Annotated in this window: 12 protein-coding genes and 1 tRNA gene; 8 read left to right on the forward strand and 5 right to left on the reverse strand. The window is 24.4% G+C overall.

Annotated elements, in window-relative coordinates; genetic code table 11:
- Nucleotides 1-71 precede the first annotated feature (71 nt).
- Entirely contained in the window at nucleotides 72-2,726 is a 2,655-nt protein-coding gene (locus LPB137_RS03710; protein ID WP_076084525.1) for a cache domain-containing protein, read from the forward strand.
- Nucleotides 2,727-2,826: 100 nt separating this feature from the next.
- A complete protein-coding gene (locus LPB137_RS03715; protein WP_076084528.1) occupies nucleotides 2,827-4,101 on the forward strand; it encodes a Y-family DNA polymerase in 1,275 nt (424 codons plus the stop codon).
- Here the strand turns inward: LPB137_RS03715 and LPB137_RS03720 are convergent, their stop codons facing one another.
- Together LPB137_RS03720 and LPB137_RS03725 are read right to left on the reverse strand one after the other, a co-directional pair.
- The gene (locus tag LPB137_RS03720) at nucleotides 4,102-5,943 is read right to left on the reverse strand and encodes an Lnb N-terminal periplasmic domain-containing protein (protein WP_076084531.1); all 1,842 of its coding nucleotides are present in this window, start codon (nucleotides 5,941-5,943) and stop codon (nucleotides 4,102-4,104) included.
- A 55-nt stretch (nucleotides 5,944-5,998) separates the two neighbouring features.
- A complete protein-coding gene (locus LPB137_RS03725; RefSeq protein WP_076084534.1) occupies nucleotides 5,999-6,466 on the reverse strand; it encodes a DUF3015 family protein in 468 nt (155 codons plus the stop codon).
- 176 nt (nucleotides 6,467-6,642) lie between these two features.
- On the opposite strand from LPB137_RS03725, the gene LPB137_RS03730 reads away from it, so the two are divergent.
- Together LPB137_RS03730 and LPB137_RS03735 are read left to right on the forward strand one after the other, a co-directional pair.
- Nucleotides 6,643-6,924, forward strand: coding sequence for a hypothetical protein (locus LPB137_RS03730; RefSeq protein WP_076084537.1), 282 nt, complete (start codon nucleotides 6,643-6,645; stop codon nucleotides 6,922-6,924).
- A 9-nt stretch (nucleotides 6,925-6,933) separates the two neighbouring features.
- The gene (locus tag LPB137_RS03735) at nucleotides 6,934-7,347 is read left to right on the forward strand and encodes a hypothetical protein (RefSeq protein ID WP_076084540.1); all 414 of its coding nucleotides are present in this window, start codon (nucleotides 6,934-6,936) and stop codon (nucleotides 7,345-7,347) included.
- Between the two features lie 10 nt (nucleotides 7,348-7,357).
- On the opposite strand, the gene LPB137_RS03740 is transcribed toward LPB137_RS03735, so the two are convergent.
- Nucleotides 7,358-9,283: a mechanosensitive ion channel family protein gene (locus tag LPB137_RS03740; RefSeq protein WP_076084543.1), complete on the reverse strand. Its 1,926-nt coding sequence runs from the start codon at nucleotides 9,281-9,283 to the stop codon at nucleotides 7,358-7,360.
- Nucleotides 9,284-9,378: 95 nt separating this feature from the next.
- On the opposite strand from LPB137_RS03740, the gene LPB137_RS03745 reads away from it, so the two are divergent.
- Nucleotides 9,379-12,645, forward strand: coding sequence for a response regulator (locus tag LPB137_RS03745; protein ID WP_076084546.1), 3,267 nt, complete (start codon nucleotides 9,379-9,381; stop codon nucleotides 12,643-12,645).
- Between the two features lie 13 nt (nucleotides 12,646-12,658).
- A complete protein-coding gene (locus LPB137_RS03750) occupies nucleotides 12,659-13,300 on the forward strand; it encodes a response regulator (protein ID WP_076084549.1) in 642 nt (213 codons plus the stop codon).
- A 10-nt stretch (nucleotides 13,301-13,310) separates the two neighbouring features.
- Here LPB137_RS03750 and LPB137_RS03755 read toward each other — a convergent pair.
- A tRNA-Leu gene (locus LPB137_RS03755) sits at nucleotides 13,311-13,394 on the reverse strand.
- A gap of 115 nt (nucleotides 13,395-13,509) precedes the next feature.
- Between LPB137_RS03755 and LPB137_RS03760 the strand changes: the two genes are divergently transcribed.
- Complete coding sequence (locus tag LPB137_RS03760; protein ID WP_076084552.1) at nucleotides 13,510-14,640, forward strand: PAS domain-containing sensor histidine kinase; 1,131 nt, start codon at nucleotides 13,510-13,512, stop codon at nucleotides 14,638-14,640.
- A gap of 74 nt (nucleotides 14,641-14,714) precedes the next feature.
- On the opposite strand, the gene LPB137_RS03765 is transcribed toward LPB137_RS03760, so the two are convergent.
- Entirely contained in the window at nucleotides 14,715-15,029 is a 315-nt protein-coding gene (locus LPB137_RS03765; protein ID WP_076084555.1) for a F0F1 ATP synthase subunit C, read from the reverse strand.
- A 221-nt stretch (nucleotides 15,030-15,250) separates the two neighbouring features.
- Between LPB137_RS03765 and LPB137_RS03770 the strand changes: the two genes are divergently transcribed.
- Complete coding sequence (locus tag LPB137_RS03770) at nucleotides 15,251-17,332, forward strand: AsmA family protein (RefSeq protein WP_076084558.1); 2,082 nt, start codon at nucleotides 15,251-15,253, stop codon at nucleotides 17,330-17,332.

The following is a 17,332-nucleotide window of genomic DNA, read 5'->3' on the forward strand; positions in this document are numbered from 1 at the left end:
TCTGTGCTATATAATCACTTAATTATACTAAAGTTAGTTATAATAAGTAATAATAAAGTTAGGTGTTCATTATGGAAAATCAAGTTAAAAGTTTATTATTGATTATTAAAATATTTCCTGCTTTTACAGTATTGCTAATGAGTTTTATTATAATTGTAGTACTTATTAATGAAGAAAAAATAGAAATACAAGAACAAAAAAATAATATTGAAAAACAATTTATGTTTTCAGAAAAAAAAAGAATAAAATCTAATATTGATATTATTTATACTTATGCCAAATTACTACAAAGTACATCTGAAAAAGAATTACAAAAAGATCTAAAATATAGAATTAATAACATACATAATTTAATGCTAAATATATATATTAAGAATAAAGATAAAAAATCAAAAGCTGAAATAATCAAGCAAATAAAAGATGCAGTTGATCCTTTAAGATTTGATAATGGAAATGGCTACTTTTCTATTCATACAATTGAAGGAATTAATATTCTTCATCCAATTATTAAAAAATATGAAGGTACAAGTGTTCTTAATAGAAAAGATGCAAAGGGCTCTTATTCTGTACAAAAAGCAATTAATATTGCTAAAACAAAAGGTGAAGGCTTCTTTAATTGGTACTCTCTTAAACCAAATATTGATTCAAGAGAATTTGAAAAGATTGGTATAGTAAAAAGCTTTGAACCTTATGATTTGATTATTACTACTGGTACATTTAAGGATAGTTTCCAAAATTCTTTAAAAAAGAAGATGTTAAATTATATTTCAAATTTAAAATATAAAAATGATGCTTATCCTTTTGTTATTAACTTTAAAGGTGATATTCTTTATCATCCATCTAAAAAAGTACTTAATGCTAATATTTTTGATGAAAAACGATTTTCTCATATAAGTAATATGTTTAAAAAATTAATTACAGAAAGAGGTGATGATATTGAAGATTATCTTTATATAAAGCCAAAAGTACTAGAAAATAAAGAAACAAAAGAAACAAAAATCACGTATTCAAAAAGAATAGATGATTGGCAATGGATTATATTGACGAGTTTTAAACTTTCTAATGCAAATAATTTTATAAGAAATATGAAAAATATAGAAGAAGAAAGATATTCTAAATATAAAAAAGAGGTTATTTTTTATGGGTTAATTGCAATATTCTTCTTTCTTTTTTTCTCATATTTTGTGACTAAACTGCTAGAAAAAAAGTTTTTAAAGTATAAAAAAGATTCAGAAACTCAAAATGAAAAATTAATTACGTTAAAAGCACAATTAGATAATGCAATAAATATTGCTCATCTTGGTATTTGGGAATGGGATGCTATTAAGAATATCACAATTTGGTCAGATATTAACTATGAGATATATGGAATAAAAAAAGGCACTCCTTTAAATATAGAGTTTATTGAATCTTTAGTTCTAGAAGAAGATTTGGATTTTCATAGAAAAGTTGTTGGTAAATGTCTTGAAGATAAAAAAGCAGTTACATTTGAATATAGAATCAAAAAAGATAATGAAATTAGAATATTATTAGTTATATGTGATACGATTGTTGAAAATGATACAGTAGTCAAGCTATTTGGAGTTGTACAAGATATTACAGAAATAAGAAAACAAGAAAATGATTTATTAAATGCCCAAAAAATTTCAAAAATTGGACACTATGATTTTGATATAGAAAAAAATGTTTTTACTTCTTCTTTTGTACTTGATGATATTTGGGGTATAAATAAAGAGTTTAAAAGAAGTTTTGATACTTGGCTTGAACTTGTTTTTGAAGATGATAAAGAAATGATGTTAAATTATTTTAAAACTATTGTAGCAAATAAAACTGATTTTGATAAAGAATATAGAGTTATTAATCAAAAAACAAAAGAAATAAAATGGGTTCATGGATTAGGAGTTATGATATTTGATGATAAGAACATTCCTTTAAGAATGTTTGGAACTATTCAAGATATTACTAAAATAAAAGAATTAGAACTTGATAAAATACAAAAAGATAAATTACTATCACAGCAAAGTAAAATGGCTGCAATGGGTGAGATGCTTGGAAATATAGCACATCAGTGGAGACAACCATTATCAACAATTTCTACTGCATCAACTGGTGCTAAATTACAAAAAGAAATGGATATTTTAAGTGATGAACAACTAATTGAATCTTTAACAATGATTAACGATTCTGCTCAATATCTTTCTCAAACAATTGAAGACTTTAGAGGCTTTTTCAATCCTAATAATAATAAAATAAATGAATTTGATATTCTAGATACCTTTAATAAAACATTAAAATTATTAAACGCACAATTAATATCAAAAGATATAGAAATTATTCAAGATATAAAATCTTTAAAGCTTTCCTCAATAGAAAATGAACTAATACAAGTTTTAATCAATGTTATAAATAATGCAAGAGATGCGCTTCTAATAAATCAAGAAGAAAAAAGATTAGTTTTTATTAGTACTTATAGAAAAAATAAAACAATATATATTGAAATATTAGATAATGCAAAAGGAATCAAAGAAGATATTATAGATAGAATTTTTGAACCTTACTTTACTACAAAATATAAATCACAAGGTACAGGAATAGGTTTATATATGAGTCAAGATATTGTAAAGAATCATTTAAATGGTGAAATCAGTGTTTGTAATAAGAATTTTACATATAAAGATATTGATTGTGTGGGCGCAAAATTTACGATTGAAATGCCTATTTCTTAGACTCTTTTAAACAGTTTTTATAATTTATTGCATTTTGTAATAAAAAAACTAAAAACAAAAAATCTTGAATATAATACAAGCTATAAAGTAGGAGAGTGTATTGTTTATTCATTTAGATTTAGATTGTTTTTTTGTATCTGCACATAGAACTATCGATGATAGTTTATTTCATATTCCAGTTGCTGTTGGAGGACGAAGTAATTTAAATATTTTTTCAACAAAAAAAGAAATAAGAAAAATCTCATCAAATGATGGTGCTTTTGTATCTTCAATTTTAACAAATGAAGGACAAAAAACTTTTAAAGAATACTTTGTGGATGAAAATGGAAAAATAAGAGGAATAATAACTACTTCTTCTTACGAAGCAAGAGCCTATGGTGTTAAAACTGCAATGAGTGTAAATGAAGCCTTAAAATTATGTCCAAATTTAAAGATGCTTTCACCAAATTATCCTTTGTATCATGACTTATCCCAAAAATTAAAAGAGCTTTTAATAAAAGAAATTCCACTGGTTGAGCAGTTTTCAATAGATGAATTTTTTGGAGATTTAAGTGGTTATATTGATGAAAATGAAGTAGTTCAATTTGCATATAATTTAAAAGATAAAATACAAAAAGAGTTAGGACTTCCTATTTCAATAGGGATTGCAAATACAAAATTTTTATCAAAATTAATCACAGAATATGCAAAACCAGATGGTGTTAAATACGTAAGCAAAGATAATATTGGTAACTTTATACGAAATATTCCAATATCAGAGTTTCCAGGAATTGGAAAAGGTTTTCAAGAAAGACTAAAAGGTTATGGAATTAAAACTCTTGGAGATATTAAAAGTAATCAAAAGCTTTTTTATTCATGGAAGAAACCAGGAATAGAACTTTACAATAGAGTTTGTGGAATAAGAGATAATAAACTTACAACCTTTAGAGAAAAGAAATCAATAGGAATAGGTCGAACATTTGATTGTATATATGATAGGGTTGAGCTAAAAAGAAGAGTTGTCATACTTGCTCGTTATTTATGTTTTTTGGTTAAAAAATCTAAAAAAAACCCCTTAACTTATGCAATTAAAATCAAATATGAATCAAATATAAAATCAAAAGATTATATAAATGTAAATACGATATTTAATGAGTTGGATTTTAAAAATCATATGCAAGAACTTTTTATAAAAAATGATAATCATCCAAGCCATGGAGTTGTACAGCTTAATATTACAGTATCAAATTTTGCAAGAGCAAATGAATATACATACAATCTTTTTGAGCATGAAAGTGATGCAAAAAAAAGTGCTTTAACAAATCAAATGCAAAAACTAAGAGATAAGTATGGAATTGATATTATAAAAAGTGCTAATGAAATAAAAAAGGAATGATTAGAAAAACCATTTTAGATTGACATTTGATTTAGAATATGAACTGTTTTCATGTGAGATGGCAATTGAAAAATCATCTAATACTTTATATTGTGCTGAAACTTTTAAGTATTCATTTGTATTTTTATTATAAGGATTTACTTCATATCCAAATTCCAAACTATTTTTTAATTTATTAAAATCAAAATCAAAATTTATATTTGGTTTAACTGTAATATATGGAAATTTTGAGTGTACACTTGCATCAAGCATATAATAAGAAGTTATATTTTCTGATATTTCAAATGTTTTTCCTATTCCTGCAGTTATAAAAATATCATTTGTTGTTTTAGAATTCTTTTCAATTAGTTCACTTCCTATATTAAGTCTCCACGATGGATTAAAACTTTCTTCCCAATCTAAAGCTGTTCTATTTAGTTTTTTAATTTTTATTAAAGAGAATTCATTTATAAATAAATTCTCTTTAGAATTAGGTTTATAAGCAATTGATGTATTACCTACTATTAATTCATTGAAATTAAGACTATTTTGACCTAATGATTCAATTGCAAATATTGAAAAATCTAAAGTAGGATAAGAACCTATTTTTGATAAGCTTGTAAAAGACGAACCTAAAATCATAGGTTTATTTCCCATAGCTGGTGATTTTTTTTCTTTAATTTTTATCTTTTTATTTTCTTTTATTGGAAGTAATAATCTTAAATATAAAAGTTTATTTTTTAATATTTTTTTATCTTTTACTTCTGGATTTTTTATTAAAAGATATTTTTCATATGATAATAGAAAATCTAGAATATTTATTTGCTCATCTTTTTCTAACTTTTGCAGGTGAATCTCTAAATCTTTATAATTTGTTTTAATTGCTTTTATAATAAATTTTTTCTCAATTTTTTCAAGCATTGAATATTTAGTATAAATTACTTTTTGTGAAGAAGGAATATATTTAACTTTTTTTAAAATAGGTGTCTTTTTATTTATTTCTTCTAATTTATGAAATGTTTCAACAGGAGCATACCAATATTTAGCATTTTGGATTATTGGTTCTTCTTTTATTAATTCTATTATTTCACTTACTCTATAGGCACAGTTTTTATCTAAGAAATAGTACTTAAATTTCTTACCTACAATTTCCCACAAATGAAATACTATTAATTGTTTTTCAAAAGTATTTAAATTTAATTCATAATCCCAAATATCTCTAAATTCATTATGCGAATATATTAAATCTTGAGTATAAAAGTACTTATCTGAGAAACCTGCTTCATAACCACCAAAAATTCCTTTGAATATATATTTTATTATTGCTTCATTATCAGGAACTAAAGCACCAAAATTTAGAGATAAATCAAACAAATTATTTGTATTTTGTGCTTCTTTTGAATTTAGTTTTATAAAAGAATGCCCAAATGTTGAAGCAGGGTTTCCTAAATATCCACTAACCAGCATTAATGATATTGATTGAGTATTTTTATATACAGACCATTTCTTAAGATGAGTACAATAATTTGGAACTTCATAATTAATAAAATCAAGTTTTTTTGATAACCAATGGTACCTTGCAGGGTATTTACATAAAGGATGTGTATTGTCTTTTTTTAGATTATTTGAAGTATAGGCATTGATTGTTTCTATTAATTCTTTTTTATATAAATGATTTTTTTCTTTACTTATAAAAAAGTCATTAGATATTATTTCACTTTTTTTATTTTTAATATGAAGTAATTTTTGCCACATTTTATCATTTGAAATTAAATTTAGTTCATTTTGATTAATTGTAATATTATTTGCAAAACAGTAATAATAAAAAAAAGGAAATAAGAATAAGAGTTTGATTTTTGTCATAAAATAATTCTAGCTAATATCTAGTAAAACCTAGATATTAACTAATTAAAAGCTACTAATAAATAGTATTATATAACTTTTGTGATTTTTGGTATGTAGTCATTTCACTATAATCATTGCTAGCAACAATTGATGAAAAGTTTGCTCTTAATGTAGAAATAAACTCTTCATTTGATTGAGTGTCTTTTTTTGCTAGTGAAGCAAGTGTATTTAAATACTCACCATTTCCACTTGCTAAATCTTTTTCAATATTTTCATAACTATCGTTAATAAACGATGCAACTTTTGCTTGACCACCTTTACAAGTATCTTCAGAAGAGATATTTGAAGAAATTGCAGTTGTTCCTAAATCCCAAGTAACATTAGTAACAGCAGCTACAGCTTCATTTTTTGGTGCAATCATTGCACCTAATCCACATTCAGTATATATATCAGCAAATTCTCTAGCTTGAGAGTCTTGCGCAGTTGATAACATTAATGCAGTAATTGCAGCTAATGATAATTTTATTGTTTTTGTAAACATTTGTATCCTTAGTGATGATTTATTAAAAATTATTTTTAACACAAATATTATAGTTGTAAGTTCCTTAATCAATTATTATAAAATAATAAAATACATTTTAATTATTATAATAAGAGTTATCCTTTCATTAATACTGAAATGATATAATGACGAAAACAAATTAATTGGAAAAATAAATGAGTTTGAAACAAATTATAAAAGAAAATGCTAATAAAGCATTTGATTATCCAAAACTAAAAAGTCAAAAACTAAAAGATGCTGTAAATTCTAAAATACGAGAAAAAGCAGTTCTTGCTACTAAAGCTAGATTAATGGAAAACCATAAGACATTTGATGATTATAATGATGAGCAGTTAGAAGTTATTATTGCTGATGAAGAGCGAAAAATAATTGATGATTTAAAGACTAAATCTTTAGTAGTTGCACTTGCTGCTTTAGGTTTAAACTTTTTTGTATAGTAGGCTATTATGTTTAAACAAGTAAAATCTGCACTTTTTTGGTACTACTTAATCAAGTTTAGAAAAAGAATAGTTTTAATAGTATTGCTTCTTATTATTGCGCTGTTTGCAAACTCAATATATGCTGATGTTGTTCAATATTTAACACTAAAAAAGAAGCTAGAGTTTTTAGAAATAGTATTGATTTCTAAATGGGTTATTATAATATTTAATATAGTTTTTTCTATTTATTTACTTTTAACGATGTTCAATAAAGAAGATGAAAAAGAAAAAGTATCTAAAAAGAAAGAAGTAAAAACAAAAGAAAAAGAGAAAGAGAAAAAAGATATTTTCTCTTCAAATGAAAAATTCACAGAACGTGAAAAACAGTTTTTACATAAAAAAAAGTTAAAAACTAAAGCAGATATTTTATTAGATAAATAGAAATTAACTTCTATTTATCTGTATTCATATTTAACTCGTCATCATCATTTTTTAACATAATAGTTTGTGTAGGATATGCAAAATCACAATTATTCTTTTTAACAAGTTCATCTAATTTAATCAATACATCTTCTTTAGTTGCTAACCAATCTTCCCAATCAGGACTTCTTGAAAAGCAGTAAATCATAATATCAATAGAAGAAGGACCATAAGCATCTATGTAGACTAAAAGAGTTCTTTTCACACCATCTAAGTCTTCCTTTTTAATTGCTTCAAATCTTCTTGAGTGACTAATTTGAGAGTTTTTAACTGATGCAATATGAGGATGATTATCCAGCATTTCAAAAATATCATTTTTCAATTGCACAACATCTTCCATTTTACTTTGATAAGTAACACCTAGATTCATTTTAATTCTTCTACCAATTTTTCTTTTTGACCAGTTCATAATAGAAGTATTGGCAAGTTCTGTATTTGGAACGGTAATCATTGCATTATCAAATGTTCTAATTCTTGTTGTTCTCATTCTAATATCAACTACAGTTCCCTCAACAGAACTAGTTCTAATCCAATCTCCTTGTGAAAATGAATTATCAGTCATGATATTTAAAGAACCAAAAAAGTTTGCAAGTGTATCTTTAGATGCAAGAGCAATGGCGATACCACCAACTCCAAGTGATGCAGCAATAGCTTTTATATCAATACCTAATTGTGTAAATAAAAATAGAATAACTAATAAAATAAGAATAATTTTAATAATTCTTAAAATAAATACAATCATCTCTTTTCTAACATTAGGATATTTTTCTAAAAGTGTATGTGCATAAATATTTATACTATTATTTAAAATTGCATATAATCCCCATGTAAGAAGTGCCATATATGTTGTGTAAATCCATGGCATAATTTTTGCAATAAGTTCTTGATCATTTATTAAGATATAAACTGAAATTTGAATTCCTAATAAATATAAACCATATTTTAAAGGAGCGTCAATTGACATTCTTAAATATTGTCTAATTACTTCACTATCAGCATCTTCAATTTTTACAAAAAATCTAGCTATTAAGGATGCAATTAAACTAATTATTTTAAGATTTAATAATCTTAGAACTAACATAATTAGTATTACAACAGCTATTTCACCAATAGAAAACTTTAAATAGTATGATGTAAGACCAGAAACAAATGATATTCCATAAAATGAGTCGATTTGATTCACTAGATATTGTAAGTTAAATTCATCAATAAAAAAGTTTGTAGTTCTATATAAAGACATATTTTCAAGCAGGTAAGTTAAAACATAAGTTTGTAAATGAGTCTGATTATAAAGCTCAATATAGTTTTGTGTAAATGCAATTGAAATAGTGTTTTTATTCTTAGATTCTGTTTCATAAACAGTAGTATACTTTTCATAAAATAAAGTATTTAAATACTTTATATTTTCTTTTAAAATATTTTCAAAATACTTTTTATCTTTGTATTCTTGTTTTGCAATTATTATATTTTTTAAAGTATTTTCATATTTATATTCTTGCTTTAGCGTTTCTCTTCTTAGTTCATCTCTTTTAACTGCAAGTGTGTTTTTCTCGATTTTGTTTATATTTATTTTCTTTGTTAAGAAATCTATTTGCTCTTTGTACTCTTTTTCATCTATTGCATCATTTAAATATGTTTCATTTTTGATATTTTCTACAACAGAATTTAAAAGTTTATTTTGTTCTTCTATTTGCTTTTCTATTGAACTTTTTGCAACTGAGGCAATTGCTTCAACTGTTGTTGTTTCTTTTGTATCATTTTTTATTTCTTCTTTTTTAACTTCTACTTTGGTATCAGGTGTGATTAGCTTTATAGGTTCTTTTTGAATATCTTCTGAATACATTAAAATAGGTAGTATTAATGTAAAAAATATTTTGTAAAATTTGCTTAAATTCATTTCTTCTCCATAATAAATAATTTAAATTATTTATTATTATACGATTTTTAGGCTTACTTTCTGTATGATATATAATGTAAAGACTAGGAAATAAAATGATTAAGAATAATTATGAAAATTTTAAAGTAGAAATCATACTTGTTTTATTTACTTTTGCTGTAATTCTTTCTTTTATATTAACAAATAAAGTTTTATTTGGTGAAAAGATAAAAGGTATTGCAGTATCTAATTCTATTAATATATATTATGAAAAACAAAAAATTTTTGAAGAGTTCTTAGATTTATCAAGAAATAAACTTAACTCAATAAATAACTCAAATTCTTTTAACGACTTTTTAAAATCAAATGATGAAGAAAAAATAAAAGATTTATTTTTAGCTCTTGCTAGAACTTCTGTAGACATAATGCAATTAAGATATATTGATAAGAATGGTAATGAAATAATAAGACTAGATAGAGATAAAATAGCTTCAGAAGTACATTTTGTAGAAAAAGAACAGTTACAAAATAAAAAAGATAGGGACTATTTTTATAACTCAATTAATAAAGCACAAAAAGTATGGTTTTCAAATTTAGATTTAAATATTGAAAACAAAAAAGTTCAAATACCTTTCAATCCTACACTAAGAGCAATTTTACCTTTGAAAAAAGATTCCTCTTTTAATGGAATAGTAATAATAAACTATTTCATGGAAGATTTTTTAAAAATATTTGAAGAAAGTGCGATTTATAATACTATTTTATTTGATAAAAATGGGAATACTTTAAGTCATTACGAAAAAGAAAAAAGTTGGGGATTCTATTTAGATAAAAAGTATAATTTAAATAGTGAATATAAAGAAGAAATCCAAAAAGCTTTAATTTATAATAAATATGAAGATGAAAATACTTTTATAAAAAAGTTTGATTTTGATATATCAAATGAACTTTATATTTTAATTGAATTAAAAGAAGAGTATTTAAAGCAGCTTGATAATCAAGAATTAAAAGAGAACGTAATTGTTTCATTTATTGTATTTATATTTGCATTAATCTCTTCAATGTTCTTATCAAAACTTTTTAGAGGTTTAACTAAAACAATTGTTACAACAAGTGATAGATTAAATGATGCTTCACTTTTAGTAAAACTAGCTTATTACAAGTATAGTTTTAAAACTAATATGATTACTTTTGATGATAATATTTTTAATCTTTTAAACTATAAGGATATTAAAAAGAAATCTTATTATTTAGAAGAATTAGATGACTTTTTTGATGATGAATTTTTAGATAAAATTAAATTCAAAATAAAAAACATTCAAAATGAAGACTTCTTTGAATTTCATAATTTAGATAAGAATAATAAAAAGCTCACTTTTTTTACTAAGTTCAGAGCTATTTCTAAAAATGACAAGATTATCGAATTAGAAGGAATACTTCAAGATATTACAGAAGAAAAAATACTTTTAAAATCTTTTGAAAAAGCAAAAAATGATGCAGAAAATGCAAATGAAGCAAAAAGCAAGTTCTTAGCTACGATGAGTCATGAGATTAGAACTCCTTTAAATGGTATTATTGGTTTAACTAAATTAGCACTAGAATCTAATCCAAATGATAAGATAAAAGATTTTTTAACAAAATCAGATATCTCATCAAGTGCACTTTTAAATGTAATAAATGATATTTTAGATTATTCAAAAATAGAAGCAAATAAATTAACTTTTGAGAAAAAAAGCTTTGAATTTGATAAGTTACTTTTAAATGTAACGAATCTTTTTGATTATCAAGCATATCAAAAACAAATAAGTTTACATATCAATCATGATCATCGTATCCCAAAGATATTATTAGGAGATCATCATAGAATAACTCAGATACTAAATAATCTTGTTGGTAACGCAGTTAAGTTCACTCAAAGAGGTCAAATAGAAATTAAAACATCTTTAATAAAAAAAGATGAAAAACTTTTAGTTTTAAAATGTAGTGTTGAAGATAGTGGTATAGGAATATCTAAAGAAGATCAAGACAAACTATTTAAATCATTTTCTCAAGTTGATGACTCTACTACTAGAGTATATGGAGGAACAGGTTTAGGATTAAGTATAACAAAAGAGCTTGTTGAATTAATGAATGGGAAAATTGAAGTAAGTAGTGTAAAAGGATTAGGAACTACATTTAGCTTTACTTTTGAACTTGAATATGAAAATAACTTTAATTTTGATAATAAACATTTAAAAAATAAAAAGTTTATGATTGTAGATGATAATGAAATTGATATTAGGCTTCTTGAAAATATTTTAAACTCATGGAAAGTTAAATCCTATAGTTTTCTTAATTCAAATGATGCATTAAAAAAACTTAATGAAGAAAATGATTTTGATTATATTTTAGTAGATTGGATTATGGATGATATTGATGGTGTTAATTTTGTAAAACAATTAAAAGAGAAAAACTCTGAAACTTCTCCTAAAATTATAATGGTTACGGCTTTTGAAGAAGATAATTTAAAAGCTAAATTAAAAGAAGAAAAGGTAAAAATAAATAATATTTTACGAAAACCTTTTACACCTTCTACAATTTATAATACGATAATCAATTTTGAAGAAACAAAGAAAACAAATTATTTAAACAATCAAAAACTAGAAGAAAAAATCATAATTAATGCTAAAGTATTATTAGTAGAAGATAATGAGATAAATCAAATGATTTGTCAAGAAATGCTTAAAAGAATGGGACTTAAAGTAATTGTTGCAAATGATGGTATAGAAGCTATAAAGATGTGCAAAGAGAATAATCCTGATATTGTATTAATGGATTTACATATGCCACGAATGAATGGTTTTAATTCTAGTAAAGCTATTAGAGAGTTTAATAAAGATGTTCCAATAATTGCATTAACATCAGCTGTTATGGATGAAGATAAAATTGCTGCAAGAAAAGCTGGTATGCAAGAGCATTTATCAAAACCAATTGATTTTGATGAGTTATTAAACACAATTAGTTCATACTTACCTAATTTAATCACTAAAGAAAAAAAACAAAGCAATGAAATTCATAATCTTGATAAGTATGTAGATAGAAATGAACTTTTAAATAGAGTAGGGAGTGAAGAGTTAGCAAATCAACTTCTAGAAAAGTTTGCTTTAACATATAAGGATTATGGAAAGGAATTAACAAATGATTTTAAAAACCAAGATAAGTTATCAAAAGAAATTCATAAATTAAAAGGTGTGAGTGGTAATCTTGCATTAAAAGTTTTATATAAACAATGTATAAAAATAGAAGAAGAACTTAATTTAGAAAAAAAAGAAAAACTTTTAAATGAGTTAATAGTAGAATTAGAAAATATAACTAAACTAATTTATAAGAAAAATAAAATTTAAAAAAAGAAAAAAAATGAATGAAACAAAATATAAAATATTAGTAGTTGATGATGAAGAGATAAATCTTCAAATAATTGAAGCGAATCTTCAATCTGATTATATTGTAGATTCAAGAACAAGTATAAAAGAAGCATTATCATTAATTGAAGAAAACCTTTATGATGCATTTATTTTTGATATTAATATGGATGAGATGGATGGTTTAGATCTTTGTAAAATTGTAAAAAACTATAGGAAGTATATTTATACTCCTGTAATATTTGTTACAGTTGTTGATGAGGTAGAAAAGATAGAAAAAGGCTTTAGTTATGGAGCTTATGATTATATTACAAAACCTGTAAATCCAAAAGAATTAAAAATTAGATTAAAAGCTCATATAAAAATATCAAAAAATCAAATAGAATTAAATGAAAATCAACTCCATCTAAATGAAGAAATACAAAAATTAACAAAAGAACTTGTAGAAGCTAATAAAAATGTACGTATAAGTGAAGAAATCTTTCAAGGAAGAGAAACTAAATTTAAATATAATGATGAAAGAATAAAAGAAAACCTAAACTTCTCAAAAGTATTTGACCAAAGAGTTTTAGACATGCAAGAGAAATTAGAAAAACAAAAAATACTTTTATCAGAAGTAAAAAAATCTTTAGGTTAAAACTATCATATGGTGCAGCTGGAGGGATTTGAACCCTCACGCCGCGAAGCACGAGCCCCTCAAGCCCGCGTGTCTACCGTTCCACCACAGCTGCATAGATAATTAAAGAGGTGAATTCTACAACGTAATATCATAAAATATGCTTAATCTTTATCTTTCTTGCTTTCTAAAATGTTATAATTGTTTAAGCAAATTTAATTGGATTAATTATGAAAAATTTTGAAGAAAATAAATTTATTGATTTAATTGGAAAAATACCTAATGTAGCAGTGCAAGGTTACGATAAAGAACGTAAAGTTATTTATTGGAATAAAGCAAGTGAACTTATGTATGGTTATACAAAAAAAGAAGCATATGGCAAAAGCTTAGAAGATTTAATAATCCCAGATTTTATGAAAGAAAAAGTTATTGCTTTACATAAAGAATGGTGTAATAAAGGTATATCAATTCCTTCTTCGGAACTTCCATTAATAAATAAAAATGGTGATACAGTTTATGTATATTCTTCACATGTAATGTTAAATGAAAAAAGTAAAAACCCTGAAATGTTTTGTGTTGATATTGATTTAACAGAGCAAAAAAAACAAAAAGATGAACTTGAAGAAAAAAACAAAGTTTTAGAGTATCAGTCAAAAATGGCTACTATGGGTGAAATGTTGGATAATATTGCACATCAGTGGCGTCAACCACTTTCTCTTATTTCTACTACTGCAAGCGGTATAAAACTACAAAATGACTGTGGAATATTAGATAATAATACAATAAGTGATTCCTTAGGCTCTATTGTAGATACTACTAAATACCTTTCTCAAACAATTGAAGATTTTAGAAACTTTGTTAATGGAACTCACGTAAAAACTATTTTTAACCTCTTTAACACTTTAAAGTATTCACTAAAACTTTTAGATGGTATTTTAAAAAAGAATGATATAAAAGTTTATTTATCAACTAGTTTAGATGATATTGAAATACTTGGTTATCCAAATGAATTAATACAAGTTATTATTAATATTGTTAGTAATTCTGTTGATGCCTTTGATAATGATGTTGAAAATAAATTCATTATAATAGATATTAGAAAAGAAAATTCAAATGTATTTATAAAAATAAAAGATAATGCTAAAGGAATTGATGAAAATATTATTGATAAAATATTTGAATTTAGATTTTCAACAAAAGAAAAGAACAAAAAATCAGGAATAGGTTTATATATGTCAAATCAACTTATAAAAGAGGGTATGAAAGGTTCTTTAAAAGTGAAAAATAGTGAATATTTACATGAGGATATAAAATATAAAGGTGCAGAGTTTACAATAGAATTAGCTTCTAATATAGAATAATTATTACAGGTAAAAAAAAAGGCCAGAAGTAAAACTTCTGACCTTTTTTAATTTATAAGCTGTGTAGCTGTTGACTACCCTAAAAATGGGTTTGCATATAATGCAATCATAGCAACAACAAGTGCATAAATAACTTGTGCTTCGATCATCGCTAAAGCAATGAACATAGTAGTCATTAATTTTCCACCTAAACCTGGGTTTCTAGCAGTACCAGCAATAGTAGCAGCAGCAGTATTACCCATACCAACAGCACCACCTAAAGCAGCAAGACCAAGTCCAACACCAGCAGCTAACACAGAGTAAGCTTTTAAAGTTTCGTTTGCAACAGCACCATCAGCAGCAAAAGCAGCTCCAGCAATAGCAAGCATTAATAAAACGATTTTTTTCATTTGTAAATCCTTAAGAATATTTTGACTAAGTTTGTTCGGATAGCGTAACCCTATCAATAAAGACAAAGCAATACTTACATAAATGCAAATATTTCCCTACTAAATACTTAAATCGGAAAAATTATATATAAAAAAACATTATATATAGATAAAACTATAGAGATTTCATTTTTTATTTAAAAATAGCTATAATAATTCTAATTATTAAATTAAGGATTTTTATGAACAAGTTTTTTATAAGTCTAACAATATTGATTATATTCATAATTGGTACAGTTTACGGTGTGTTATTTACAAAAACTGGAAACGGTTTTATCTCATCATACATAGAAAATACAGTAAATGATGAACAAAGTGATGTTAAGTTAAAAGTTAAGGATTTTACATTAACTTTCAATACTATAAATTTTGATGCAAGTATTAATGATGATTCAAATATTAACATTTCAGGTGATTTACAAATATTCAAAAAGAAGGTTGATCTTAAATACGATATTAAAATAAATGAGCTTTCAAATTTAGAAAATTTGACAAAACAAAAACTTAATGGACCTTTTTCTACTTCGGGTATTTTTAAAGGTGATGCAAACTTTTCTGAGATAAGTGGTATTTCTGATATTGCACAAAGTGAGACTTCATATGCTTTAAAGCTTGTTGATTTTGAACCTAAGAATATTGACTTTCTTATAAAAAATGCACGAATCGAAAAGTTGTTACATCTTTTAAATCAAAAAAATCTTGCTATTGGTAACTTGACTTTAAAAGGTGATATTAAAGATGCAAATATTCCAAGTCTTGATGGAGATTTAACTGTAAATATTTCTAAAGGTAAACTAAACAATAAAGTAATAAATGAAGAGTTTAAACAAAATATTGCCTCAGCAATTTACTTTAAAAGTGATATAAAAGCCAAACTTACACCAAATAAAGCAACAATTAAATCTGATTTAATCACATCGTTAGCTGATGCTTTTACAAATCAAACAGAAGTATTTTTAGATTCTGGGAAAATATTAACAGATTATAAATTAGACGTAAAAAATTTAGCTAAACTTGAAGGTATAATTGGAAAAAAACTTTATGGTAATTTCATTACTAATGGAAAAGTAAAAGTTGAGAATAATACAATCAATATTGATGGAAGTTCAGATATTTTTGAAAGTCTTACTAAGTATTCAGCAAAATTAGTAGATTCAAATCCAGAATTTATTAACTTAAATATTGCAAATGCAAAAATTGATAAACTTTTACGTCTTTTAAATGAGCCTGTTTATGCTGATGGTATTTTAAATATTGATGCAAATATTGTAAATGCAAATGTTGGAACTTTAGATGGAACAATAAAAACAAATATCTTAAATGGAAAAATCATTAATCCAGTTGCAAATACAGTATTCAAACAAAATCTTAAAAAAGAAATTGTATTTAGTGCTAATGCAACAACTTCTTTAGTTCCAAGTCAAGCTATTACTGAAGCAAAAATTGCTACATCATTAGCAAATATTGATGTTAAAAAAGCAGTATTTGATTTTAAAGGTGCATCTTTAAATAGTGATTATTTATTACAAATACCAAGTCTTGCAAATTTATATGATATTACTTCTACTAAATTAAGAGGTGCTATTAATGTAGCTGGTAATTTAGAAAGCAAAAACAAATCACTTCTTTTAGCAGGTAATTCAAAACTTCTTGATGGTACATTAGATTTTAATCTAAAAAATGATGATTTCCATGCTGATATCAAAGATGTACAAATCAAAAAATTAACTCATATGTTATATTACCCTGAAGTATTTGATTCAACAACAGCTTTAACATTAGATTACAATCTTCTTATGAAAAAAGGTAAATTAAATGGAAAACTAATTAAAGGTCATTTTTTACCAAACAACTTCTCAAGCTTATTAAACCAGTTTGCAAAGTTTGATATCACAAGAGAAGTATATGAAAGTGTTGATATTGAAACTAATATAAATAAATTAGTTTTAACATCTACAATTAATATGAAAAGTGAAAATACAACAATAGATATAAACAAATCAGTTTTAGATTTAGAAAAAAGTACAATCGATGCCAAAATAAATACTAAAATTAAAAGTACGCAATTTGCTTTAAATGTAAAAGGTAATACTTCAAAACCTAAGATTTCATTGGATTCAAAAGATTTAATCAATAATCAAATAAATAAACAAATAGAAAAAAATGAAGAAAAGATAAAAGAAAAACTAAATAAAGTTTTAAAAGGAAAATTAGGTGAAGATGGTGCAAAAGAAGTATTAAAAAACTTTAAATCACTTTTTTAA

The sequence above is a fragment of the Poseidonibacter parvus genome (assembly GCF_001956695.1).
In the GTDB taxonomy this organism is placed as follows: domain Bacteria; phylum Campylobacterota; class Campylobacteria; order Campylobacterales; family Arcobacteraceae; genus Poseidonibacter; species Poseidonibacter parvus.